Here is a 25,157-nt window from a genome sequence, read left to right as displayed (position 1 = left end):
TAAATCAAAAACAACATTAAACACGCATCGGCATGACGACATAGGTTTGATCTTGATGTGCTGGATCTTGAACCAATACAGATTGGTTTGCCTCAGTCATCGTCATTAATACATCATCACCATCCAGCACATTCAATACATCCAAAATGTATTGTGCGTTGAATGACATTTCCATAGGTGCATTATTGTATTGAATCGCAAGATCTTCAACTGCCTCATCTTGCTCTGGATTATTGGCACGAAGTTGCAGTGAATCTGGATTGAAGTTTAAAAATACTCCACGTAATTTTTCATTACTCAGGATAGCAACTCGCTGTAATGATTGTTTGAAAATATCATGTGCAATCGTAACTGTTTTATCACCGCCACGAGGAATAACACGTCGATAATCAGGGAATTTACCATCAATTAATTTTGTAGTAATACGAACAGTAATATCACCCTGCTCTTTATCACGGCTTGGAATTGTCAAAGTAACATTCAGGAGCTCACGACCAATTAACAGCGAGAGTTGATTATCTTCGATACTCAATAGACGCTGTAATTCACCGACCGCTTTACGAGGCACAATTGCTTGCACTAACTGCGAAGCATTTGAACTGGCCAATGTTTCACAAAGAGCAAGACGATGTCCATCTGTCGTCACTGCACGAAGCTGATTTTCATCAATTTCAAGTAAAGTACCTGTAAGATAAAAACGGACATCCTGAACAGCCATCGCAAAAGAGGTTTTTTCAAATAAACGTTTTAGTTCACGTTCAGTGACCTGAACTTGAGTCCCTTGACTATTTTCAGTCGTTAATAAAGGGTAATCCTCAGCAGATAATGTTCCTAATACAAAGCGGCTATTACCAGATTTCAAAATACAACGCTGGTCTTCTGTGATTTGTAAATCAATCAGTGCTGCTGTCGGTAAAGATTTACAGATATCCATCAATTTACGTGCGGGTACTGTGGTTTGACCTGCTTGTAAACATGCTCCCTCTAAAAGCGTTGTACTCGCAACAAGTTCAACTTCAAGATCGGAACCTGTAATCGTCAGTGCATCTTGAGTAACCTGAACTTTGACGTTTGAAAGAATATTTAACGTATGGCGACGTTCTACAGCACCTACAACATGAGACAAAACATTGAGTAAGCTTTCTTTCGCGATCTTCAAACGCACGATGGATTTCCTCTAAAAACAGTATATCGACGACAGACTAAAACACTTTTAATCATGTACTATGCGGCAGAATATGCCGCATTGCAAGAATAGAATTTAAACAGATTTAGCTTTGTAATAAGCGCATTAAATTTTTGTAATCTTCATTAAAGATGGGATCTTCAGCACACAAACTCTGCACTTTTTCACAGGCATGCATGACTGTACTGTGATCACGACCACCAAATGCCATGCCAATTTCAGGAAAACTGTCGCCCGTTAATTCTCTCGCAAGCCCCATTGCTAATTGACGTGGTCGAGCATATATACGAGTTCGTTTAGGTCCAACCAACTCTTTCAATGGGATACGAAAATATTCACTGACTACACGCTGAATATTTTCGGTGCTAATAGTACGAGCACGAATCGCAAGAACATCTTTCAGTGATTCTCGCACCACATCTAAGTCGATTGGTGTCCCTTTAAAACGAGAAATCGCGACGACTTTATTTAATGCACCCTCAAGTTCACGTACGTTTGCCACAACTTGCTGTGCAATAAAGAGCGCACAGTTACGAGGCAAATCGATACCATTACTTTCAGCTTTTTTAAGTAAAATCTCAATTCGAGTTTCAATATCAGGCGGTTCTACCCCTACCGATAATCCCCATGAAAAGCGAGATACCAAACGAGGATCTAACTCGGTCAACTCTTTAGGATAGCGATCTGAGGTCAAAATAATTTGTTTAGATTCATCTAATAAGGCATTAAACGTGTAAAAAAACTCAACTAAGCTGGCTTCTTTACCTGCAAGTAAATGGATATCATCCACTAAAAGTAAGTCCAGTGAACGGCAATTTTTTTTAAATTCTTCGACTTTACCTTGTTGAAGTGAACTCACAAAGTCCTGAACAAAACTTTCAGCAGTCATGTACATCACACGAGCATTTGGTTTAGCTTGTAATAAAGCATTACCCACTGCTTGCATCAAGTGGGTCTTACCTAAACCAGTCGGACCGTATAAAAATAACGGGTTATGTTGAGGTTCGCCTAACTGAGTTAACACTTTACGGCAGGTTTCTGCCGCCATCTGATTTGAACGCCCTTCGACGAACAATGCAAAATTAAACAGCGGATTTAATAATCGTTTTTTTGATGTTTTTGTATTTTGCTGCTCATTACTTTCTTTTTTTGCTCTGACTACAGGTGCTGCTGCTGAAGACTCAAGCGCTGCAGTTGTTGTCGCAGGTTGCTCTGAAGCAGATAAAATCGCGCCTGGTCGTGAGTCGACTAAAATTTCAACTTTACAAACACGTCCTTCAGACATTTGTTCTGCAAGAATGCTAATTAATTCTAAATGATGTTCTTGAATATAGCGTGTCCAGTAAGGATTAGGTGCATAAAGCTTTAAAACACCATCTACCTCTTCGGCAACCAATGGACGTATCCACATTGCAAAGACATTATCTGAGAGCTCTTGTCGCAAGCGATTTAAGCAGTCTGTCCACAGCATGTGAAACCCCTCATTCCATTTAAATTTAAAAACAACCCCATGAGATTGGGGAGGCAATCATACCCAAGTTATCCACATATGTCATGAGTAATTTTGAACTTTAAACACAAATAATCAAATTTAAAAGTCTAAATTTAAATTTAAAATAGGGTGTGGATAAGGTTTTCCACAAACTGTGGATAAATAAAAGTAATAACTTATCCACAATCTATAAAAAATATGAAAACATAGTTATCAACAACCTAAGTATATATATTTAAAAAAAAATAATGCCTTATCCATAGAAAATTACAACCCTAATAGTAATAAATTTAAATTTATAAATTTGAATTTATTTAATAAGATTCGGTTTTCTGTGGATAATCATTCCTTGTGTTTAAATTTAAATTCAAATTTAAAAATCAGTCATAATTAAAATTCATCTTGTGTATAAGTTTATGGATATTTCTGTGGTTAACTTAAATACTATAATAAAAACATATATTTATTTTGTGTATAAATAGATTATTTAACAAATTTGTATCTTTCTCAGACTCAAGCAACTTTCATCAAAAGTGTTACACAATACTGTTTAATATTGACAGAACAAACAATGCACAATACAATCGCGAACCTTTATAGAACACCAACTTTGGAGTTTCGATATGAAACGTACTTTCCAACCATCTGAATTAAAGCGTAAACGCGTTCATGGTTTCCGTGCTCGTATGGCGACTAAAGCTGGCCGTCAAGTATTAGCTCGTCGTCGTGCAAAAGGTCGTCACAGCTTAACTGTTTAATACCAGTTTAGTTTATCGACGATTTGGGTGTTATGACACTTTATAGTTTCAGTCCAGAGGTGAGAATCCGCTGTGCTGCAGATTACAAAGGTGTATTTGATGGTGCGCTTTTTAAAGTGCATCAACCCCATTTCTTATTTTTAGCTACACCGACTAAACAGCCTAAAAGCCGTTTAGGTATTGTTGTTGCTAAAAAGAAAGTGCGCCGTGCACATGAAAGAAATCGAATAAAACGTATTGCTCGCGAAAGTTTTCGCTTAAATCAGCAAGATATAGATTTATTGGATATTGTGGTCATGCCTAAGGTAGGTATTGAGTCGATTCCGAATGCTGAATTGCATAAGCAATTACAATTTGCATGGCAGAAGCTACAGCGTCTTGTAAAAAAACATCATAAAATATCAGTTCCCTCTCCTCAAAGTTAGAGGTGGCCAATGGTCCGTATATTGCATTGGTTGATTCGTTTCTATCAAATTGCGATTAGTCCGCTCCTTGGACCTCGTTGCCGTTATTTCCCAACTTGTTCTCAATACTCGTTAGAAGCTATTCATATACATGGCCCGATTAAAGGTGTCTGGTATGCAACGCGACGGATTTGTCGTTGCCATCCGTGGGGTGGAAGTGGATATGATCCTGTTCCCAAAAAAGCAATTCGTTTTATTTCATTTCAGCAAATAGATTCTCAAATGACTCACGTTACTGTACCCTTGCGTGAGCGTTTATTGAACCAAAAATCACTCTAACCAATTGGGGTAATCGATATGCAACAATGGGCCAGGTTTGCAATTCTCGGGGCCATGTTTGTCACCGCATATTTGCTTATTCTTGCTTGGCAAAAAGACTATGGTCAAACTGAAACAACTGCTGCGACAGCACCTGCTGCCGTCGTTGCCCAAGATGTTTCTGCTGATCTGCCAACGAGCCAAACGACAGCGGGTTTAACTGATATACCGCAAGCAAATATTGCAGCTGAACAACAAGACACAACTACACCTGCAACAGCAAATCAACAATTAGTTGCTGTTCAAACTGATTTATATCATCTTTGGATTAACCCTAAAGGTGGTGACATTGTCCGTGTTGAACTACTCAATCATGATAAAAGTAAAAATAGTGAACAACCGTTCGTTATGCTTGAAAATGATGAGAAACGTACTTATGTCGCTCAATCAGGTTTAATTGGTTTAAATGGACCTGACAGTAGCCGTAGTGGACGTCCAACATTTGAGTTTGAAAAGTCGACTTATACTTTAGCTGATGCTCAAGCAACCACCAATAAAGATGGTGAAGCTGAGAAAGTGTTAAAAGTACCAATGGTATTAAAAACGGCTGATGGTGTTGAAATCATCAAAACGTTCACTTTCCAAGAAGGTGCATATCCAGTTAACGTAAGTTATCAAGTGATTAACCGTAGTCAGCAAAACTGGCAAGGTCAAATGTTTGGTCAGATCAAACGTGACAACTCTGAAGATCCAGGTAAAACTGATCAAGGAATCTTTACGCTGGGCACTTATTTAGGTGGTGCTTGGGGTACACCTGATGAACACTATAACAAATTAAAATTTGATAATTTTAATGAAGAAAAGTTAAGTGTTGAGGCTCAAGGTGGTTGGGTTGCAATGGTTCAGCATTACTTTGTAAGTGCTTGGGTACCTGGTAACTTCGGTAACCAGCCGTATTCTGCAAAAATGGAGTCACGTAAATCTGCTGATGGTATGAATATCATTGGCTTTACTTCGCCTACCATTAATGTGCCAGCTGGCAAAACAATGACTGTTGATGCAACATTCTACTCAGGTCCAAAAATTCAATCTGAATTAAAAGACTTGGCAACTGGTTTAAATCAAACGGTTGATTATGGTTGGTTATGGCCAATTGCGAAATTGCTATTTTTAGGTTTGCAATTCTTCCATGGCATTGTTGGAAACTGGGGTTGGTCAATTATTCTATTGACAATTCTTGTGAAACTTATTCTTTGGCCTCTTTCATCTAAGAGCTATCGCTCTATGGCAAAAATGCGTGTGATTGCACCAGAAATGCAACGCATGAAAGAAGAGTTCGGCGAAGACCGTATGCGTTTCTCACAAGAAATGATGGCACTTTATAAGCGTGAACAAGTCAATCCATTATCTGGTTGTTTACCTTTACTTCTTCAAATGCCAATTTTCTTGGCTTTGTATTGGGTGCTCATGGAGTCTGTTGAGTTACGCCACGCTCCTTGGTTAGGTTGGATTCAAGATTTATCTGCAATGGACCCATGGTTTATCCTACCATTGTTGATGGGTGTAACGATGTATGTTCAACAAATGTTGAACCCACAGCCGACAGATCCAATGCAAGCAAAAGTCTTTAAGTTTATGCCGATTATTTTCACGGTATTCTTATTGTTCTTCCCTGCTGGACTTGTGCTTTACTGGATTGTCAACAACTTGATCACGATTCTTCAGCAAGGTCTGATCAATAAGAGTGTTGAGAAAGCTCGCTTAGCAAAAGAAGATACAGCATCTACGAACTAAGTTTTGTTAGTAGCTGAATCGATCCGCTTAAGGTGATATCCTTAGGCGGATTTTTTTTGCCTTGCTTTGAGATCATTTCAATGACGAACCTACAACATCAAACCACTATTGCTGCGATTGCAACACCGCCAGGTCGTGGAGGTGTAGGTGTAATTCGACTGTCTGGTCCTAAGGCATATGCCATAGCAGAGGCTTTAACTGGTAAGGCACTCGGTCCTGCTCGTTATGCTGCATTTCGTCAATTTCTTGATGCGAATGGGCAAGTCATGGATGAGGGTTTGGTGATTTGTTTTCCAAATCCGAATTCTTTTACGGGTGAAGATGTAGTTGAGTTACAAGGTCATGGTGGACCGGTGATTCAAAACACATTATTGGGTCGACTGTTAGAGTTAGGCGCAATTGCAGCAAAAGCGGGTGAGTTTTCAATGCGCGCTTTTGAAAATGGAAAAATGGATTTAGTCCAAGCAGAAGCAATCGCTGATTTAATTGATGCTACTTCACAAGCAGCAGCTCGTTCTGCAGTACGTTCATTGCAAGGCGCATTTTCTTCTAAAGTAAATACAGTATTAGAAAAACTCATTCACTTACGATTACATGTTGAGGCGGCGATTGATTTTCCTGAAGAGGAAATTGATTTTCTTGCAGATGGAAAAATTTTAGCGTTATTGGAAGATGTGCAGGCATCAGTGGGTGCAGTACAACAATCAGCACGCCAAGGTCAACTTCTGCGTGAAGGTTTACAAGTGGTGATTGCAGGGAAACCCAATGCAGGTAAATCGAGTTTATTGAATGCATTGGCTGGTGTTGAGCGCGCGATTGTAACGGACATTGCAGGTACAACGCGTGATGTACTACATGAGAAAATAAGCCTAAATGGTTTGCCAATTACCCTGACGGATACAGCAGGTCTGCGTGAAACGGGAGATATTGTTGAGAAGGAAGGTATTCGTCGAGCGATTAAAGAAATAGAAAATGCTGATCTCCTACTCTTGGTTTACGATTTGAGTCAAGGTGAAGATCCGATGCATTTGGCAGATACTTACTTTGCTAATTATATCGATCCTAAACGCTTAATTTTAATCGCTAACAAATGTGATTTAGTAGATAGTGAAGCTAAAGTTGCTGATCTCCAAGGCTTTAGACACATTACGGTCTCAGCCAAGCAAGAAATGGGTGTTCAATCGCTTGTAGATGCGATTACAGCACATGCAGGCTTTCAGCCTGAAGAAGATACCTTTATTGCAAGAACACGCCACCTAGACGCAATGAAGCGCACTCAATCTTATCTTGCGGAAGCTCGTGAACAACTTGTTGTTTACCATGCAGGAGAGCTTGTCGCAGAATCGTTACGTCTCGCACAGAATGCATTAGGTGAAATTACTGGTGATTTTAGTGCGGATGATTTACTCGGAAAAATCTTTGGCTCTTTCTGTATTGGGAAGTAAACGAGTTTTTATCTGTGGTTTAAAAAGCCCAGTAAGGGGCTTTTTGGTTAATTGGCTAAAGGTAACTTGCTTGGCTTAACCATCATCTGCTTTATGAATAAAACAATCAGTAAGATTGAAATTGCAATACAGAACCAAATCACTGCATTTGTAAGCCCAAAATGGTCAGCTAAATATCCTACTGCTAGGATGGGTAGAATCGTTCCGAGATAGCCGATAAAGAGATAAGTAGACATGACGGCGGCTCGATTGTGAGGTGTGGTCATGTGATGAATAAGTCCGAAAGCCCCAAGTAAAGCTAAGCCATGTCCAATCCCAAACAGACCATCGCTTAGGAAAAATAACCAGCTAATTTTAAACTCCATACAGAGGAATAAAGCGATCACGCTCATGAAGCAAGTCATGATACCGAGTAATAGGCTGGATTGCGGTTTGATTGATCTTGAAAAAAATTGTGTCGCAGCTGAAATCAGTAAAATGACAGTAATGGCAGAACCACTAATCAGTGGACCGTGCCAAGGCAAAATGTCTTTAACAAATGAAGGAGATAGTGAGGCGTATAAACTAAATCCTGCAAAAACAGCAAATGCAGTCAAGCTCAGTATAAAAAATTGAGTGCGATCATGTGATTGTGGTGTTAATAATTTGGGAGCAAAATTAAATTTTTGCACATCAAAAGGTATAGGTTTGAGTGTAAATAGACTAAAGAAGCAAAATATTGAACCTATCACAATGGGTACATAAGGTATTACCAAAGGATATGCAAAGAATTCAGCAAAAAATCCCCCAAATAAAGGACCTAACCCAAATCCAACAGCAGTAATGATTGAGCTTAATTGTGGTGCAATTTGTTTATGGGAAGTTGGAACAGTTTGAATAAGCCCAATAAGAGCAGATGTTGTCATCAATCCAGATGCGATACCAATGATAAATCTTCCCCATGAGAGAGACATGACATCGCTCGCAAAGATAGACATTAACAAGCCAATGGTGATAAAAATGAGCCCAAGTTGCATAGTTTTTACATAACCAATGGTATTACTGGTTCTGCCCAAAAACAGTAAGGTGGTCAGGCACCCTAGCATGTAGGAAACGAAAATAAAGGTGATATCGCTCGGGTTTAACCCCCATAATTCTTGGTAAATTGGATAAAGTGGGCTAGCAAGCGCTGTTCCAATGGTGCCGATACAGAGTGCGATACTTACGAGAATAAAATCTCGCCACGATTGGTTTTCATTCATTATTTGTCTTATAGAACAGCAGTGCTGATACGAAGATTCATTAGTCTATGTCGACTGTTAAGCATGAGTCAATTATCTTCAATCAGTTAAAATTCAACTGTCATATTTGGTTTCACGTGAAACAATTTATGAGGTTTAAAATTACATAAAAACTGATCTTTGTAGAAAGTAGAAGATTAGAATAAGCAATAATATCCATCAAACATATGCTCAACTTATGTATAAAAAAATTTTAATCAGTGCTTTACTTGCACTGTCTACAAGTTCTAGTTTTGCGAATATTGAATTGCTTCAGCAAAAAATTAAAACGCAGCACCCAAAATTGAATATTCAAAATTTACAAAAAACTGAGATGAAAGGTCTCTATAGCGGATCTTTAGACAATCAGATTATTTATATTGATGAAGAAGCTAAGCATTTATTCTTTGGATCAATGATTCGTATCGAAGATCAAAAAAATCTAACACGTGATTTGGTGCTGAAACATAATTCAGTCGACTTTAAACAACTTCCACTTCAAGATGCCATTAAGACTGTAAGGGGGAATGGTAAGCGTCAGCTCGCGATCTTTTCTGACCCAAATTGTCCATATTGTAAGACGCTTGAAAATAATTTAAGCCAGTTAAAAGATGTGACAATTTATACGTTTATGTATCCAATTAAATCTCAATCGATCCAGCCCTCTAAACAAGTTTGGTGCTCCGCAAACCGTGAGTTTGCATGGAATGCTCTTTTACAAAAGAATCAACAACCAACAGCCCAAGCTGATTGTTCAAACCCTATTGAACGAAATTTGGAACTTGGACGTCGTCTAGGTGTTCAAGGAACGCCAGCAATTATTTTTGAAAATGGATTTAAGGTAACAGGCGCTTATCCAGCTTCAGAAATTGAAAAAATTTGGAAAGAGCTGAACTTATAAAATCTAGTTCATAGAAATGAAAAAAAGCACCTTAACAAGGTGCTTTTTTGATTAAGATTTTTTGGTAACGAGGTTATAAATAAACAGAACGATAATTGCGCCTATGACTGAAGCAATAAAACCTGCCGATGAACCTTCGGGATAAATATTAAGAAGGCGTCCACCATATGTAGCAAGTAATGAACCAGCAATACCTAATAACGTCGTGACAATGAAACCTGCTTTATCGTCACCAGGATGAATTGCGCGAGCAATTAAACCTGCTATAAAACCGATAAGAATAGCTCCAATAAGTGAAAACATACTTGTTCTCCTTTTTATCATGCATTTTTATTGTGTCGCTCAAATATAGTTGATTATGTATTGATGTTTGAAAAGAAGAATCACGCTACATGTTGTTGTTATTTTGTTGTTTATAAAGAAAGTGGCATATGCCACTTTCTTGAAAAACATTACAGACCGATTTCACCAATGAATGGAATATGACGGTATTTTTGATCGTAATCTAGTCCATAACCTACGATAAATTTATCTTCAACTTCAAATCCTAGAAACTCTACTTCCAAGTCGATTTCTCTTCGAGAAGGCTTACTGATCAGCGTGCAAAGTTTGATAGAGTTTGGCTCACGAGTTTCAAGGATTTCTACCACTTTACTCAGCGTATTGCCTGAATCGATGATGTCCTCTACGACAAGAACATCTTTACCACGAATTTCACCATCAAGGTCTTTTAGAATTTTAACATCACGACTAGAAGTCGTTCCACTGCCGTAACTTGAAACTGTCATAAAGTCGAGTTCGTGTGGTTTTTCAATGGTGCGGCATAGGTCTGCCATGAAAATCACTGAACCGCGAAGTAAGCCTACAAGAACCAATTCTCGATCACTATTTGCATAGTGAGCATTAATTTGATTACCAAGTTCATTAACTTTCGCTTGAATTTCTTCAGCGGAAATCAACACTTTCATGTCAATGGTCATGGGTAGATACCTAAAACAACAATTCTAAAATTAAAAAAGGTGTTGACCTGCAACACCTGAAATATGCTTCGATTTTAAAACATATCCCAGAATGTTGCACCCTTTTTAAAAAAACGAAATGTAAACTAATGGTTTATTAATGCGCATCGCGTTTTAGTACGACAGCACAAACTAAGAATACAGCACCAATTAACACATATTTTTTAATTGGGTGTTGTGGTTGAGTCTGAGCATTAGGATGCTGATTGTTGATATGCTTTTTGTCCATAAATATAAGTCGCCTCAATATTTCGATCATCACCCATGGTAAACAATGCGAAAAGTGCATCTTCAATATTTTTAGCGCGTTGTTGTCTTAATGTTTGTAATGCAGTGGCATTCAAATTTAATACAACAAAATCCGCTTCTTTTCCAATATTAAAGTTACCAAGTTTATCCTCGAGCGCTAATGCTTTTGCTCCACCTAGGGTCGCATGATAAAGCGATTCAAATGCAGATAATTTGTCGCCTTGGAGTTGTTGAACTTTATAGGCTTCATTCAACGTCTGAAGCTGATTAAATGAAGTCCCCGCACCGATGTCTGTGCCAAGACCGACTTTAACTTGTTTATCCCAGGTTTTTTTCAATGGAAACAATCCACTTCCTAGAAAGAGGTTTGAAGTCGGGCAGAAGGCGATTGCAGAGTTTGTTTGATGCATACAATCCCATTCATGCTCTTCTAAATGAACACAGTGAGCGAAAACAGATTTATTGCCTGTTAATCCATAGTGGTGATACACATCTAAATAGCCATTTTGCTCAGGAAAAAGCTCTTTCACCCAAGCGATTTCATTGGTGTTTTCACTCAAATGAGTATGAATATATACATCAGGATATTCAGTTTTTAACTGCCCTGCTCTTTTTAATTGTTCTGGTGTAGAGGTAGGCGCAAAGCGAGGCGTAATGGCATAAAGGTTTCGACCTTTACCATGCCATTTCTCAATCAATTCTTTGCTATCTGTATAAGCATTTTCAGCGGTGTCTGTCAGTGCTTCAGGTGCATGACGATCCATCAATACTTTGCCTGCAATCAAACGCATCTGGTATTGTTCTGCCGCTTCAAATAGTGCATCAACAGATTCTTTATGAACTGTACAAAAAACCAATGCAGTCGTTGTGCCATTTTTCACCAGCTCATTGACAAAAAAGTGTGCAATTTGGTCTGCATAAGCTTTGTCTTGAAATTGGATTTCTGTAGGAAAGGTATAAGTGTTCAGCCATTCGAGTAATTGTTCGCCATACGCACCTACCATTTCAGTTTGAGGAAAGTGAATATGCGTATCGATAAAACCAGGAACAATCAGTTGATCTGGGTAATGCTCAACTTGGATAGAGGATTCAAGCTGACGGAGCTGTTGTTGCCCATCTTCCCAACGACCAAACCATTGAATTTTACCCGCTTGAGTAATCAATAAACCATCTTCTACGTAACGCACTTGGTCGTGAATTTCACGCGCTTGGGCAACCGTATTCTGAATATCTAGGAAGCGACCGCGAATCGCCGTCGATGCAACTACAGAAGACATTTAAAACCTACACTTTTAATTTTTTCGATTGATTGTAACTGATCTATCTTAATTAAACTGTATATCGTTTGCTGAGCCCCCACTCTGCGAGAATACGACGATAAGTAGTCGAAGATCGATCAGCCTCAAAATGCGCTTCCATCATTAAATCAAGTGGTAATTCTTCAGGTTTTTGCGATTCTACGATATCTTGGTCTTCGGCAAAAATTTGGGCATTAAAATCATAGACTGCTTGTAAATCTCCAGTCTGATCAAAATTACGCGTCAAAGGAACAAATAATCTGGTTTGATTGACCGATACAGGACAACACGCATTCAAGATTTTTAAAATCCCATTGTCTGGAAAATCTACAGTTAATATCGCTGAAAATGGTGGGTAAATATCAAAAGTTCTTTTCCACTCAAAACCTTCTGGCTCTAGGTGTTTCAAAGCATGCGGGTAATTACTGACACCACTAATATAAATTGTTTTTAAACCATAGTCTGTTCTCTCAGTATGGTATTTCGGTACAACTGGGTTGTTTCGATCTGCAAAAGCTTCGTGATGCACCCATGCAAAGTGAGCTACATCAATGAATCCTTCGAGTTGACGACCTGCTGAGCCTGCAATATCAACATATGGAGGTAAAATAGACTGATGATCAGGATGATCCCAAGTGTCAAGTTGGGGAATATTATTGTGTTGAAAATCACGTCCATGCAAGCTAGTCCAGACCAGTCCATATCTCAAAATTACTGGAAATTGAGTTAAACTAAAACGGTCAGATATCTTAGTTAAATCAGGTTGAGCAGGAATTTTTGTACACTTCCCTGCAAGGTCGAATCTTAGACCGTGATATCGGCAAATAATTTCTTCACCCTCTACCCATCCTTTACTTAGAGGTACACCACGATGAGGGCAGATATCACGCACTAATCGAATTTCCCCATTGTCAGTTTGGTAAATCGCCATTTTTACATCAAGTAAAGTGACCTGATGTGGTGTGGTTGAAACATCTTGAATACGAGCCACTGGATACCAATATTGCGCGAGAATTTCCCAATCTTGTAAGTCGAAACTACATTGGCAAGGTGCACTGAGTGGATTTAATGCGGGAATCATATTCATCGTCATTTCCTAAAAAAAGAGCTCCGAAGAGCTGCGCTAAATTTACTGAGCTTTTTTCTTTGGAGATGATGCAAGATCTTTGCCAACCGTCTCTTAACATTTAAAATTGGAGAGCTGAGTGGAAATATTAAATTCTAATCAAAATATATAAAGTGAATTTACCCATGGACTTATATGAGAAGTTAAGCCATTTAATACGGTCTAATGCAGATATCTATGAACTTTTACAGTGTTTACGGCAGATTGATAGTGCGGCCTATTTTAGTGCGGGCTTGATTCGAAATTGGATCTGGTCTTATTTACATAATCAAAATTATTCCATTTTTGAAACTGAAATCGATGTCATTTATTTTGATCCTTCAGAAAAAATGGATGAGAGACGAAATTATTTAAAGGGTGCACTTCAACATAGATATCCTAATATTCATTGGGACATTACAAATCAAGCTCTGGTACATCATTGGTACAGAACTGATGAAGGTGCTCAAATTGATCCATATACTTCAGTACATCATGCTATGAGTTTTTGGCCAGAAACGGCAACCGCAATCGCTATCAAATTAATGGAGAATAATCATATTGAAATCCTCGCCCCTTTGGGGCTTGAAGATTTATTTACTTTAAAATTAAGGTGGAATAATCGTTTGGTTTCACGTGGAGTCTTTGAACATAGGGTTAAGTCAAAATGTTTTTTGGAACGATGGCCTAAGTTAAGCATTGTGAATTAGATGGCTCATCTAATGATATAAATAAAGCCTTCAGATGAAGGCTTTATTGAATCCAACAAAGTTTGACCTTATAAGGTCGTTTGATGATGTTTTTTACTATAACGAATTGAAAGCCATGCTGTAATTGAAAGGGCAATCACGATAAAACTTAATGAGATCCAAATTGGCATATGGAATACGTCAAGCATAAGCATTTTGAAACCGATAAAAATTAAAATAGCCCCAAGTCCATAAGGCAAATAATGCATTTTTGAAGCGGCTCCAGACAGTAAGAAAAACATAGCCCGTAGACCGAGGATAGCCATCAAGTTAGCTGTAAGGACGATAAAAGGATCAGTGGTGACCGCAAAAATCGCTGGAATAGAATCGACTGCAAAAATAACATCAGATGCCTCGACTAAAATTAGCACTAAAAATAATGGGGTTGCCCATAGAACGCCATTTTGCCTTACGAAAAACTTATTTCCTTCCAACTGTGGAGTAATTCGCATGTGTTTGCGTAGCCATTTCAGAATGGCCATATCTTCAATATTTGGATCATCCTCTTGTCCTTTAAGGAATTTAAATCCAGTGTATACAAGGAAAGCACCGAAGATATAGAGGATCCACGAAAATTCCTGAACGAACCACGCACCGATAAAAATAAAAATTGTTCTGAGAATAATAGCGCCCAAAACACCATAAAGGAGTAATTGACGTTGAAGTGCAGGAGGTATAGCGAATGCAGCAAAAATCATTAGCCACACAAAGACGTTATCAATTGCGAGTGACTTTTCCAGTAAATAGCCGGCAAAATATTCCATAACTTTCGTATTGGCTACGTTTATACCAGCGGTATTTTCTAGATATAGCCATAGTCCACCACCAAAAAGTGTTGCGACAGTGACCCATGCAATACTCCAATAAGCAGCAGTTTTAACTTTAACTTCTTGACCTTCTTTTTGTTTAAAACCTAGAAAGTCAATTAAGAGCATAATCGTGACGATGCCAAAAAAAATGACATAAAGCCAAATATTGCCTATGGTTTCCATAGTGATCTCCAATACTGGCAATTGATTTTGGCATAAAAAAACCTCGACCAGTTGCCAGATAATAATTCTGAAACAACATGATCAAGGTCTTGCCTACACCATTTTGATTAAGCATTTTTTAGATAATCGAAATGATGCTCAGATACCGACTTCTTTCAAAGTGTAATGACGATATTCTGACACAGTATTTAAGTACTGTTGGAGGAGGCTACTCCCCTTGTTCAAATTTGATAATAAATTACGTTGAAATCGTTTCATTTGATTTCGAGTGCACAAAGGATGACACACTTATAAGTTGTGTGCAAATTATTTAAATGGGTTATTAAATTTGTCTTTAAAAATTGAAATTAATAAGATTATTGCAATGATGATCAATACTACAATTGATATTAAATAGATATCCATTTCATTTACTCATTAATTTTTTAACAATAATAATACATTTATATGTTAAAAAAATAACATTTAATGATTATGACTGACAATATATATTTTTGTTTTTTATAATATTTCTTTTTTTAAAATAAATTAAAGTTTTGAATTTGTAATTGATAGACAAGTTTGTCCCATTTTTTCATAGTGTTATGTAAATATGTCGTTCTAATCTATATTTAATAACGAATGATAGGATAATGATAATGTTAGAAATTAAACATCAAGAAAATGGATCAAAAGGTGAGTTTTTTATTGGTGAAGATGGCCATCATTTAGCTGAAATGACTTATTCATGGGCAGGTGAAGATAAATTTATTATTGATCATACTTGGGTTGATGATTCATTAAGAGGGCAAAACGTGGGACGTCAACTTGTTGACCGTGCGGTGGAATTAGCACGTCAAAAGAATGTTAAAATCTTACCGCTTTGTCCATTTGCTAAATCTGTTTTCAACAAAGATGAAGCAATCCACGATGTTCTGTTTAAATAAAATCATACAGTGAGCAGTCATATGCAGTTTGAACATATCGATAGTGTGAAAGGCGGTGAGTTTTATCTCACGGACGCAGATCAATCAAGAATTGCAGAAATCAGCTATCGTTACCAAACTCCACAGATCATTATAGCGGATCATACTTGGGTCGATGATCGTTTACGTGGACAAGGAACTGCAAAGTTATTGTTAGATCGACTTGTAGAATTTGCTCGTACAGAAAAATTAAAAATTGTTCCAACTTGCTCTTATGTGGTTGTCATGTTTAAGCGTTTTCATAATGAATATCATGACGTTATCGCTTATAAATAAAAAAGCCCGCAGAGCGGGCTTTTTTATTTATTCTTTTGCTTTGAGTGCTTGAATGAGTTTTTGATGCAAACCACCAAATCCACCGTTTGACATGATCACAACGGCATCCCCCTCGCCTGCTTCATTCACGACATTTCGGATGATCTCTTCTAAAGTACGCGCTACCACAGCTTTATTCGGAGCAGCTTCAACAACAGGTTGTAGATCCCAATCTAAACCCTCAGGTTGATACCAAATCACTTCATCTGCCAATCGAGCAGAATATGCTAAACCATCTTTGTGGCTTCCCATTCGCATCGTATTTGAGCGCGGCTCAATAATCGCCCATAGTTTACGTTCGCCTAATCGTTTACGAGCACCATCCAGTGTTGTGTCAATTGCTGTTGGGTGATGAGCAAAATCATCGAAAACTTCAATACCTCGAATGGTATCGAGGAGCTCCATACGGCGTTTTACACCACCAAAATTCGATAATGCTTCGCATGCAGTTTCAATGGAAACACCTACATGCTCTGCAGCTGCAATGGTTGCTAAAGCATTTGCAACGGAGTGTTGACCTGTCATCGACCATTGGACTGTACCTTTTACTTCGCCGTCTTTTAAGACTTGGAAATGAGTACCATCTGCAGAAAGTTGGTTTGCAGAGATAGTTGCTTGATCATGAGATTCGAGGGATGTGCGGACGATCGGTGTCCAACAGCCTTGTGCCAAAACTTCATCAATATTCGTTTCAGTGATTGGTGCGATGATACGGCCTTCACTTGGAATAGTACGAACCAAATGATGAAATTGTTTTTGAATGGCAGCGAGATCATCAAAGATATCTGCATGATCAAATTCAAGATTATTCAGAATAGCTGTCTTTGGATGGTAATGAACAAATTTAGATCGTTTATCAAAGAAGGCAGAGTCGTATTCATCTGCTTCTACACAGAAATATTGACCTCCGCCTAGACGAGCACTTTCTTTAAATCCAAGTGGTACACCACCAATTAAAAAACCCGGTTCCAAGCCCGCTTGATCTAATACCCAAGCTAACATCGTGGTAGTAGTTGTTTTTCCGTGTGTACCAGCAACCCCTAATACATGTTTACCTTGTAGCACATGGTCGGCAAGGAACTGTGGTCCAGAGATATAGGGTAAACCCTGATTTAGCATGTATTCAACGGCGTCAATTCCACGTTTCATGGCATTACCAACGATCACTAAATCTGGGTGTGGTTGCAAATGACTACGGTCATAACCTTGCATTAAGGTAATACCCGCATTTTCAAGTTGTGTCGACATAGGTGGATACACATTTTGGTCCGAGCCTGTCACTGTGTGCCCTAGGTCTCGAGCTAACAGTGCTAACGATCCCATAAAGGTGCCACAGATTCCCAAAATATGCAGATGCATGATGATTTACTCCACTACTCTTTTCGACACAAACATCTTTTTGGTGCTGTTGTCATGTGTTATTTGATTTGATGTCAACGATAACAAGGGTCTTGGTGAAAAGATAGTGATTATTAGAAGGCATTCCGTAAAATTTTGCAGAAATAAATTTTTAAACTTATGAGCTAAAATATATGAATATTTTTAATCTAGTATGATGAAACGAAATGATTTAATCGTAGAATAACGCGGACGATTTAACTTGAGATTTAAATGATTTATTTACCTTTATTGCTTCTGATTTTAGCAAATTGCTTTATGACTTTGGCGTGGTATGGTCATTTAAAATTTTTGCCGCATGATGCCCCTTTATGGCAAGCCATTCTATTTAGTTGGATCATTGCATTATTCGAATACAGCTTAATGATTCCTGCAACCAAGATGCTGGCTCAAAATGGCTGGGCTGTGGGACAAATGAAAATCACTCAGGAAGTCGTTACGCTATTGGTATTTGTTCCTTTCATGATTTTCATGTTTAAACAGCCTTTCAAATTAGATTATGTATGGGCTGCACTTTGCTTATGTGGTTGTGTCTATTTTGTATTTAGAACACCATGATTCAAAAGGATGAAGATTAACTAAAGTTATTTTCATATTCCCGAACTAATCTTTGACGATCAGGTTCAAAATCAAAATGTTTTAAGCAGCGTGCCAAGATTTCATGTGCCATTTCATGAGCAGCTTCCCGTAGTTCCGGTTCAGATACATTTTTTTCAATCATGGATAAGCATTTAATTATTCTTTGATTTAATTCGATATTACTTATACAGTCCCGTGCCATCGGTGCAAAGCTACTGCTAATAAACTCACGAATATCAAACATATCGACACTGATATTCGAGAAATTAAAAGTTTTCTGTTCTGGATCTGGCTGACTATCAATAATAATCCGCGTTAAGGCATTGATCGCACTAATTGCTGAACCCACATCATTAATTGCAGCTGACATCGCTTTTTGTCCAACCTCGCTCATGACCAATAAACCAAATCTTGGGTCTTGTAAAAAGCTTCGGTTCGTTTCGATAATCACGAATTCATGAATTTGATGTTCTAAATTTTTTAATTCTTCGTCATCTATTGGATTTTCCGTAAAGACTTCAATCAGAACCAGTGATGGGTCTACGAATTTCCCAGGAAGAAAAGCAAGATGAATATGTGCATTGTGAGTTTGAGCAAGAAGATTTAAGGACTCAATATCAAAATGAGTAAAATAACCTGTCTGTTTTGGGTGTATTTTGAGTTGGCTTTCGCCAAATGGTTTTTGTCCTGAAGCGCCAAAGTTGGGGTGTGTACGGAATGTACTTAAAGCTTGAGATGCTGCTGTTTCAATTTTAGAAATAGCATTGGTTAGTGTGCCAAGCTGAGACAATGTTTGTACCCAGCGAATTAATGTCACAATCAAATAAATAAGAACCAAAATGGTACTTACGAATAAGACAAATCGACCCGAAACTCCATAATATTGTAAACCTAAAGCGATTTTTGCGATGACGGCATAGATAAATGCGGAAATAAAACTGGTAATTGCGAGACGAGTATTATCATCATTCATCATCAGCTTATAAGCACGTGGCGTACCACTCGATGAAGCTGAAGCAAATGCGGCGACCATAATCGAAAGTGAAAATGTAGTGACCGCCAGCATACTCGAAGCAATGATATCCAGTAGGCTACTTAGTGTTTCAATACTGATATTTGGAACCGCGTGTGATGGAATAAAATAACGACTTGCAGTTGCAAATAAAGAGAAAAAAATCGCTAATAAAGCTCCAAGTGCTGGTGTAAACCATAAATTTTCTGCAGGGTTATTCCACCATAATTTCAGTTTAAACCACATGCTATATTCTCCTTTTTATTTTTTAATTTGAATGGCTTAGTTCAGTTTAATCCAAATTCAATTTCAATTTATCTTAAATGAGCCAGATGTTTAAGGTGGATGAGGCAGAACAATGACCAATCATAAAATTCATTTTTATGTCTATTAACAAGTATATATTTTTAATCCTTATTTTATCAGCTTAACTTTAGACCTATTCATTTTCAGTCTATAATAGTGAGTTCTTATTAAAGCTTGGCTCTCGTCGAGATTTATCTCTCTTACTTTAATCTCTGGAAACATTGCAATGAATGCGGCCGCTTCACAAGACACTCCTCTCGTTGGAATTATCATGGGCTCTCAGTCAGACTGGGCGACACTCGAACACACTGCCAATATGTTGAATCAGCTTGGTGTACCCTTTGAAGCGGAAGTTGTTTCAGCACACCGTACGCCAGATCGTTTGTTTGAATATGCTGAGCAAGCTCGTGATCGTGGTATCCAAGTGATTATTGCGGGTGCTGGTGGTGCAGCGCATTTACCGGGTATGTGCGCAGCGAAGACTGATCTTCCTGTTCTAGGTGTGCCGGTTAAATCTTCGATCTTGAATGGTGTTGATTCATTGCTTTCCATTGTACAAATGCCAGCAGGTATTGCTGTCGGTACATTGGCAATTGGTCCTGCAGGTGCGACCAATGCTGCGATTATGGCGGCACAAATTTTAGGTTTAACTCGCCCAGATATTGCAAAGAATGTAGCCGATTTTCGTTTAGCGCAAACTGAGAAAGTTGCGAGTAAAAATATTCCTGGTCAAGCTTAATTCGAGAGAAATCTTATGGATAAAACCATCGGTATTTTTGGTGGCGGTCAATTGGGTCGAATGATGGCGCAGGCGGCACTTCCATTAAATATTCAATGTACTTTTTTTGAAGCAAGTACAGACTGCCCTTCTGCTGCTTTGGGTCCAGTGATCTCAACTCAAGCTAAAAATGGCTTACAGGATTTCATTAATAGTGCAGAAGTCTTTTCTTTAGAATTTGAAAATACGCCATTGTCAGATGTAGATGTATTAACTGAAACCAAGCAACTGCATCCCCCGCGTCAGGCTTTAGCGATTGCTCAGCATCGCTTGTCTGAAAAAGCGTTATTTGATGAGTTAGATATTCCAGTAGCACCTTACAAAGCGGTGACATCACTAGAAAGTTTACAAAACGCGGTCGCTGAACTTGGTCTTCCAATCGTACTAAAAACTTCACGTGGTGGTTATGATGGTAAAGGTCAGTTTGTCTTACGCACTGCGGATCAAATTGATCAAGCATGGGCGGAACTTGGTCCTGCGGGTGAATTGATTGCTGAAAGTTTTGTGACTTTCTCGCGTGAAGTGTCAATCATTGCAGTACGTGGTCAGAATGGTGATGTGAAAACATGGCCATTGGCTGAGAACCACCATCACAATGGTATCTTATCGCACTCGATTGTCCCTGCACCGAACAGTGTAGATCTACAACCTGTAGCACAAGATTACATCACTCGCTTGCTTAACCATTTGAACTATGTCGGTGTGCTGACGCTTGAGCTATTTGTGACGGACAAAGGCTTATATGCTAATGAGATGGCGCCACGTGTACATAACTCAGGTCATTGGTCGATTGAAGGTGCTGTGTGCTCTCAGTTTGAAAACCATATCCGTGCTGTTGCAGGCTTACCTTTGGGTTCAACTGAGATGATTCGTCCAACGGTATTGGTGAACATTATTGGTCAGCATCCAAAGACTGAAGATGTGTTGGCTTTAGAGGGTGCACATTTGCACCTTTATAACAAGTCAGAACGTGAAGGTCGTAAAATTGGTCATATTACCTTAATGCCAATCGATAGCTCAGAATTGACTACACTCTGTCGCCAATTGTCGAAAATTTTACCAAACCCATTAGCATTAAGTGAAGATATGACCATCTAGACTTTAAGTTGCTGATAAAAAAAGCGATCACACGAGTGGTCGCTTTTTTATTTATCTTGTTTAAGGCATGATTGCGCCTCTTTAAAAATCACTTGCCATTGGTCGGATGAAATTTTAAAAAAATTGCATAATAATTATACTATTAGTTCTGATTAGAATACATATCTTGAACTGTGTATAAGTTTGATTATGGCTTATGTGAGCCATCTTAACTTTGAATTCAAAGTGGGTTTAAATTCAAAATAATAGGCTTGCAGGATATTTTGAATTCAAAGTTACTATTGAGGTTTGAATTCAAAAATGTATTTAAAGATTTATATCTAAATTCTTATCTGTTGAGTAAATTAAATTATTTTAATATTTATAATTTTCAATGATTTAGGTTAATTTGTAGTATTGGATGACTGTGGATAAGTTTTTGAATTTAAATGTTGTGTGGCGGTTTAAATTTAAATTCAATAACAAATGAATTTAAAACTAGGTTGTGGATAAGTTTTTAAATTTAAATTTTCAAAATAAATTTAAAAAGTAGAAAGTATGAATTTAAATTTACGATTCGATGCTTTAATTTTTAGAGTGAGCTGTTAAGGTAAAGACATAATTCCAACATTTTAGAATTACAGGGTCTTATGCAACGGCTTGCACTCACGATAGGTTCATTTTTTTTAGCGATGTCTCAAACTCATGCTGAGTTGATTATTAATGGTCAGTCTGTGACAGCCTCGCCATCCATGACGGCAACTGTGTCATCCGCTCCTAATTTTCAGCAATGCATCTCGAATTTAAAATCACAAGCGATTACTAAAGGGGTTAGCTCGGCGACGTATGATCGTTACACGCAGAATTTAACTCCTGACTATTCTGTGATTGAACGTTTAAATTATCAGCCTGAATTTTCGACGCCAATTTGGGATTATTTGTCAGGTTTAGTTGATGATGAACGTGTTCAATTGGGGCAACAGAAACTTCAACAGCATCGAGAAACACTTGACCGTGTAAGTGTGGCTTATGGCATTCCAGCTGAAATGGTGGTTGCAGTTTGGGGAGTTGAGAGTAATTATGGTGATATTTCTGGACGCTATCCATTGCTTCAAGCTTTGGGAACTTTAAGCTGTGAGGGGCGCCGTCAATCGTATTTTAGAGGTGAATTTTTTACCACCATGAAACTTTTACAGCGTGGTGATGTTCGGGAAGAACAATTGAGAGGATCGTGGGCAGGGGCTTTTGGTCATACTCAGTTTATGCCTTCAACCTATGATGAGCTTGCTGTAGATTTTGATGGTGATGGACGACGTGATCTAGTCTCGAGTATTCCAGATGCTTTGGCTTCAACAGCAAATTTTTTGAAGAAAAGAGGATGGCAAACTGGTCAACCTTGGGGATTTGAAGTGCAGATTCCTGCAGGAATGTCAGTTGTAGGTGAGGGGCGACGTAATAAGAAAGCATTGTCTTATTGGGTCAATCAAGGATTGAATAGAGTGGATGGCTCCCCTTTAATTCAGGGTAATCTTTCTGCCTCTTCTCAAGCTGGGTTGCTTGCGCCTGCTGGCAGTGCTGGGCCAGTCTTTCTAGTATTTAAAAATTTTGATGCTATATATAGTTATAACGCAGCAGAAAGTTATGCATTGGCAATCGCACATTTATCAGATCGATTGCAAGGAAAACCTAAAATTGCAAAAGCTTGGCCGACTGATGATCCTGGTACATCAAGAGTAGAACGCCGAGAAATTCAACGCTATTTAATCCAGCGCGGTTACGATATTGGTGCGATTGATGGTTTAATTGGGGATAAAACTCGACAGGCAATTCGTCAAGAGCAAACCCGATTGGGCTTAAATCCTACAGGTCGAGCGGGACAGCAGATATTGAGTGCATTTAGAAATGAGCAGGCTCAGCTGATGATGCAATAAATAGGTTCTTGGATTAAAAAAGGTCAACATGGGTTGACCTTTTTTCTGATGAGGTTTCTAGATAATAGAACGATCGATTTTAACAGCATCGAGTAAGTCAAAAATGACTAAGGTTACATCTTGACTTAATTCTCGATCATTAAAAATTTCATAAGCTGTAATGGTGACATCTGTATCGCTTGGAAGTTGGCGTTGTTCTTCTTCAATTAAATCTTGAATAGGTAATAATGTTTGCTTAATTTGAATATGTAAGACATCTTCGAATTTAATGTTCTCATCATCCAGTTCGATGAGTTGTTTATTGAAATATGGCAGTAAAATTGAGTAGAGATAAGGTTGAAGCTCGACAATATCAAATATTTCAATATCACGAGTTTCCTCGATCGTGCTGATATGATCATTTACCTCAAGAATAATATGATAATAACTCACGTCTCTCTCCTCTGATTAATTTTAAAATACCTTAACACGAATTCAAAACTATTCAATTAAATCCTTAATTTAATTATGGGATTGAGCTGTGGTACTGATTTTATCGACTTTTTAGCAGTTCGAGGTCGGCAGCAGTCAATTTAAAATTGGAGAAATTCTGCTTTTCTAGAATTGGATACATTAAGGCATTAGGGTCGTTAGTATGCTGGAGACCTAATGCATGACCTAATTCGTGAGCCAATGTGATTCGAAGTTCATCTATAGATTGAAATTCATAAATATTGATTTCACGACCATTAAACTCGCCTTTATGGAACATTTTGGCTTGAAAAACTTGGTTAAATTCATCAATGGCTTTACGTTGTTGGTGTTGGGATTGATTGAATTTTTCAACTTTATCGTTGAGTTCTGTTCGTAAGATGTTAAATCGTTCAATATTGCTTTCAATCTCAAGCTTTTGTTGTGTGAGTCGTGTCTTAGAGGTATTGATCTGCTGAAATTGTGAATCTGTAATAGATGTGTTTAAGCCATTAATATGGTGGACAAAATTATTATGTTGATCTAGATCACTACTATAGTTATGTTGCTGCTGTTCAATTTGCTGTTTTAAAAATTCAAGTTGTTGTGATTCTTGCTCTAGCTGTAATCTCATTTGGTCGGCTAATGATTTGCTATTTTCAAATTGCTTTAGCGTATGCTTTCTATAATTGGATTCATTTTGACGTTCATCAAAAATGAGATTAATTGTAAGACGAGCATTGGGGTCGTAAACGAAATACTTTTGTTGAGTTTGATTTTCCCAGATATTCGCTGCCTCTTGAGTTATTTGGCGTAATGCCTCTGTATCAAGTTGAAATCTTGGGTCAATAAACCCAATACGATATCTTAGGCGTTGATCAATGGGGTGTTGAAGCCGATCTAAAGTTGAATTGTGATTTAATTGAGGATGAATAAAACGTTGTACAGCAAAATATGCAACGCATAAAAAGGAAAAGATCAGAATAATGGAGCGCATCATGCGAGCAATTCAACTTAATTTTTATTCAATGTAGCCTAAAAAAACATTTTGGAAAATAAAACATCAAAATATATGAGCTCCAGTGTGTATAAAAATGAAAATTATTCGTAAAATTTAAATGAATGATGAAAATAAATATGAATAATGATTAAAAAACGAGTGAAAATTCATGTTTTTCATCTTTTTAGTCGAAAAAAGCAACACCCGTTGAAAATAAGTGAAATAAGGGGTTGCAAGGGAAGAAAAAATCTATAGAATGCACCCCATACCGACGAGATACACGGAAACGAACGAAGCAGGTTGCTGAGTTGTTAAGTGTTTCGAGTCCAGCTTCTAGCATTGACGAGATGTTAGAAAGATCATTAAGAGATTATGAA

Annotated in this window: 25 protein-coding genes and 1 pseudogene; 13 read left to right on the top strand and 13 right to left on the bottom strand. The window is 38.0% G+C overall.

Annotated elements, in window-relative coordinates:
• Positions 1–16: 16 nt before the first annotated feature.
• Entirely contained in the window at positions 17–1,165 is a 1,149-nt protein-coding gene (dnaN, locus tag AC1M89_RS13940) for a DNA polymerase III subunit beta (protein ID WP_180028822.1), read from the bottom strand.
• A gap of 106 nt (positions 1,166–1,271) precedes the next feature.
• Positions 1,272–2,657: a chromosomal replication initiator protein DnaA gene (dnaA, locus tag AC1M89_RS13935; protein WP_035268607.1), complete on the bottom strand. Its 1,386-nt coding sequence runs from the start codon at positions 2,655–2,657 to the stop codon at positions 1,272–1,274.
• A gap of 644 nt (positions 2,658–3,301) precedes the next feature.
• On the opposite strand from dnaA, the gene rpmH reads away from it, so the two are divergent.
• From rpmH to mnmE, 5 genes and pseudogenes are all read left to right on the top strand, one after another.
• A complete protein-coding gene (gene rpmH, locus AC1M89_RS13930; RefSeq protein WP_000831329.1) occupies positions 3,302–3,436 on the top strand; it encodes a 50S ribosomal protein L34 in 135 nt (44 codons plus the stop codon).
• A gap of 32 nt (positions 3,437–3,468) precedes the next feature.
• Positions 3,469–3,861: a ribonuclease P protein component gene (gene rnpA / locus AC1M89_RS13925; RefSeq protein WP_035268604.1), complete on the top strand. Its 393-nt coding sequence runs from the start codon at positions 3,469–3,471 to the stop codon at positions 3,859–3,861.
• Positions 3,862–3,870: 9 nt separating this feature from the next.
• Positions 3,871–4,192, top strand: a pseudogene (gene yidD / locus AC1M89_RS13920) (membrane protein insertion efficiency factor YidD).
• A gap of 5 nt (positions 4,193–4,197) precedes the next feature.
• The gene (gene yidC, locus AC1M89_RS13915; protein ID WP_035268599.1) at positions 4,198–5,952 is read left to right on the top strand and encodes a membrane protein insertase YidC; all 1,755 of its coding nucleotides are present in this window, start codon (positions 4,198–4,200) and stop codon (positions 5,950–5,952) included.
• An 80-nt stretch (positions 5,953–6,032) separates the two neighbouring features.
• Positions 6,033–7,397: a tRNA uridine-5-carboxymethylaminomethyl(34) synthesis GTPase MnmE gene (mnmE, locus tag AC1M89_RS13910; protein WP_092768715.1), complete on the top strand. Its 1,365-nt coding sequence runs from the start codon at positions 6,033–6,035 to the stop codon at positions 7,395–7,397.
• 47 nt (positions 7,398–7,444) lie between these two features.
• Here mnmE and AC1M89_RS13905 read toward each other — a convergent pair whose 3' ends face one another.
• Complete coding sequence (locus tag AC1M89_RS13905) at positions 7,445–8,638, bottom strand: MFS transporter (protein WP_092768718.1); 1,194 nt, start codon at positions 8,636–8,638, stop codon at positions 7,445–7,447.
• 217 nt (positions 8,639–8,855) lie between these two features.
• On the opposite strand from AC1M89_RS13905, the gene AC1M89_RS13900 reads away from it, so the two are divergent.
• Complete coding sequence (locus AC1M89_RS13900) at positions 8,856–9,557, top strand: DsbC family protein (RefSeq protein WP_481592399.1); 702 nt, start codon at positions 8,856–8,858, stop codon at positions 9,555–9,557.
• A 51-nt stretch (positions 9,558–9,608) separates the two neighbouring features.
• On the opposite strand, the gene AC1M89_RS13895 is transcribed toward AC1M89_RS13900, so the two are convergent.
• From AC1M89_RS13895 to AC1M89_RS13875, 5 genes are all read right to left on the bottom strand, one after another.
• Positions 9,609–9,860 carry a GlsB/YeaQ/YmgE family stress response membrane protein gene (locus AC1M89_RS13895; RefSeq protein ID WP_035268591.1) on the bottom strand — a complete coding sequence of 84 codons (252 nt, stop codon included), beginning with the start codon at positions 9,858–9,860 and terminating at the stop codon, positions 9,609–9,611.
• 149 nt (positions 9,861–10,009) lie between these two features.
• Entirely contained in the window at positions 10,010–10,537 is a 528-nt protein-coding gene (gene hpt / locus AC1M89_RS13890) for a hypoxanthine phosphoribosyltransferase (RefSeq protein ID WP_035268589.1), read from the bottom strand.
• A 136-nt stretch (positions 10,538–10,673) separates the two neighbouring features.
• Positions 10,674–10,805: a hypothetical protein gene (locus tag AC1M89_RS13885; protein ID WP_257219949.1), complete on the bottom strand. Its 132-nt coding sequence runs from the start codon at positions 10,803–10,805 to the stop codon at positions 10,674–10,676.
• Positions 10,771–12,102 (bottom strand): guanine deaminase, encoded by a 1,332-nt coding sequence (gene guaD, locus AC1M89_RS13880; protein WP_481592397.1) that lies wholly within the window; start codon positions 12,100–12,102, stop codon positions 10,771–10,773. Before guaD ends, AC1M89_RS13885 begins: the two co-directional genes overlap by 35 nt.
• Positions 12,103–12,154: 52 nt before the next feature.
• Positions 12,155–13,210: a Rieske 2Fe-2S domain-containing protein gene (locus tag AC1M89_RS13875; protein ID WP_481592396.1), complete on the bottom strand. Its 1,056-nt coding sequence runs from the start codon at positions 13,208–13,210 to the stop codon at positions 12,155–12,157.
• 164 nt (positions 13,211–13,374) lie between these two features.
• Between AC1M89_RS13875 and AC1M89_RS13870 the strand changes: the two genes are divergently transcribed.
• The gene (locus tag AC1M89_RS13870; RefSeq protein WP_180028803.1) at positions 13,375–13,938 is read left to right on the top strand and encodes a nucleotidyltransferase family protein; all 564 of its coding nucleotides are present in this window, start codon (positions 13,375–13,377) and stop codon (positions 13,936–13,938) included.
• A 68-nt stretch (positions 13,939–14,006) separates the two neighbouring features.
• Here AC1M89_RS13870 and AC1M89_RS13865 read toward each other — a convergent pair whose 3' ends face one another.
• A complete protein-coding gene (locus AC1M89_RS13865; RefSeq protein ID WP_481588063.1) occupies positions 14,007–14,969 on the bottom strand; it encodes a TerC family protein in 963 nt (320 codons plus the stop codon).
• A 638-nt stretch (positions 14,970–15,607) separates the two neighbouring features.
• Between AC1M89_RS13865 and AC1M89_RS13860 the strand changes: the two genes are divergently transcribed.
• Together AC1M89_RS13860 and AC1M89_RS13855 are read left to right on the top strand one after the other, a co-directional pair.
• Complete coding sequence (locus tag AC1M89_RS13860; RefSeq protein ID WP_035268578.1) at positions 15,608–15,895, top strand: GNAT family N-acetyltransferase; 288 nt, start codon at positions 15,608–15,610, stop codon at positions 15,893–15,895.
• A gap of 21 nt (positions 15,896–15,916) precedes the next feature.
• Positions 15,917–16,210 carry a GNAT family N-acetyltransferase gene (locus AC1M89_RS13855; RefSeq protein WP_481592395.1) on the top strand — a complete coding sequence of 98 codons (294 nt, stop codon included), beginning with the start codon at positions 15,917–15,919 and terminating at the stop codon, positions 16,208–16,210.
• A 27-nt stretch (positions 16,211–16,237) separates the two neighbouring features.
• Here the strand turns inward: AC1M89_RS13855 and mpl are convergent, their stop codons facing one another.
• A complete protein-coding gene (mpl, locus tag AC1M89_RS13850) occupies positions 16,238–17,608 on the bottom strand; it encodes a UDP-N-acetylmuramate:L-alanyl-gamma-D-glutamyl-meso-diaminopimelate ligase (protein WP_481592394.1) in 1,371 nt (456 codons plus the stop codon).
• A gap of 252 nt (positions 17,609–17,860) precedes the next feature.
• Between mpl and AC1M89_RS13845 the strand changes: the two genes are divergently transcribed.
• Positions 17,861–18,205: a DMT family protein gene (locus AC1M89_RS13845; RefSeq protein ID WP_035270328.1), complete on the top strand. Its 345-nt coding sequence runs from the start codon at positions 17,861–17,863 to the stop codon at positions 18,203–18,205.
• A gap of 16 nt (positions 18,206–18,221) precedes the next feature.
• Here the strand turns inward: AC1M89_RS13845 and AC1M89_RS13840 are convergent, their stop codons facing one another.
• Positions 18,222–19,484, bottom strand: coding sequence for a DUF2254 domain-containing protein (locus tag AC1M89_RS13840; RefSeq protein ID WP_481592393.1), 1,263 nt, complete (start codon positions 19,482–19,484; stop codon positions 18,222–18,224).
• Positions 19,485–19,770: 286 nt separating this feature from the next.
• On the opposite strand from AC1M89_RS13840, the gene purE reads away from it, so the two are divergent.
• The 3 genes from purE (at position 19,771) to AC1M89_RS13825 (ending at position 23,330) form a co-directional block, all read left to right on the top strand.
• Positions 19,771–20,283, top strand: coding sequence for a 5-(carboxyamino)imidazole ribonucleotide mutase (gene purE / locus AC1M89_RS13835; RefSeq protein ID WP_035270333.1), 513 nt, complete (start codon positions 19,771–19,773; stop codon positions 20,281–20,283).
• Positions 20,284–20,298: 15 nt separating this feature from the next.
• Positions 20,299–21,420 carry a 5-(carboxyamino)imidazole ribonucleotide synthase gene (locus AC1M89_RS13830; protein WP_481588067.1) on the top strand — a complete coding sequence of 374 codons (1,122 nt, stop codon included), beginning with the start codon at positions 20,299–20,301 and terminating at the stop codon, positions 21,418–21,420.
• A gap of 629 nt (positions 21,421–22,049) precedes the next feature.
• Complete coding sequence (locus tag AC1M89_RS13825; protein ID WP_481614326.1) at positions 22,050–23,330, top strand: lytic murein transglycosylase; 1,281 nt, start codon at positions 22,050–22,052, stop codon at positions 23,328–23,330.
• A gap of 57 nt (positions 23,331–23,387) precedes the next feature.
• Here AC1M89_RS13825 and AC1M89_RS13820 read toward each other — a convergent pair whose 3' ends face one another.
• Positions 23,388–23,762, bottom strand: a complete 375-nt coding sequence (locus tag AC1M89_RS13820) for a hypothetical protein (RefSeq protein ID WP_035270344.1) — start codon at positions 23,760–23,762, stop codon at positions 23,388–23,390.
• A gap of 100 nt (positions 23,763–23,862) precedes the next feature.
• The gene (locus AC1M89_RS13815) at positions 23,863–24,780 is read right to left on the bottom strand and encodes a matrixin family metalloprotease (protein ID WP_481614325.1); all 918 of its coding nucleotides are present in this window, start codon (positions 24,778–24,780) and stop codon (positions 23,863–23,865) included.
• Positions 24,781–25,157 lie beyond the last annotated feature (377 nt).

Source organism: Acinetobacter sp. ANC_7635, assembly GCF_056779945.1.
The sequence above is the reverse complement of the archived record's forward strand: the minus strand, read 5'-3'. Positions and strand labels throughout refer to the sequence as shown.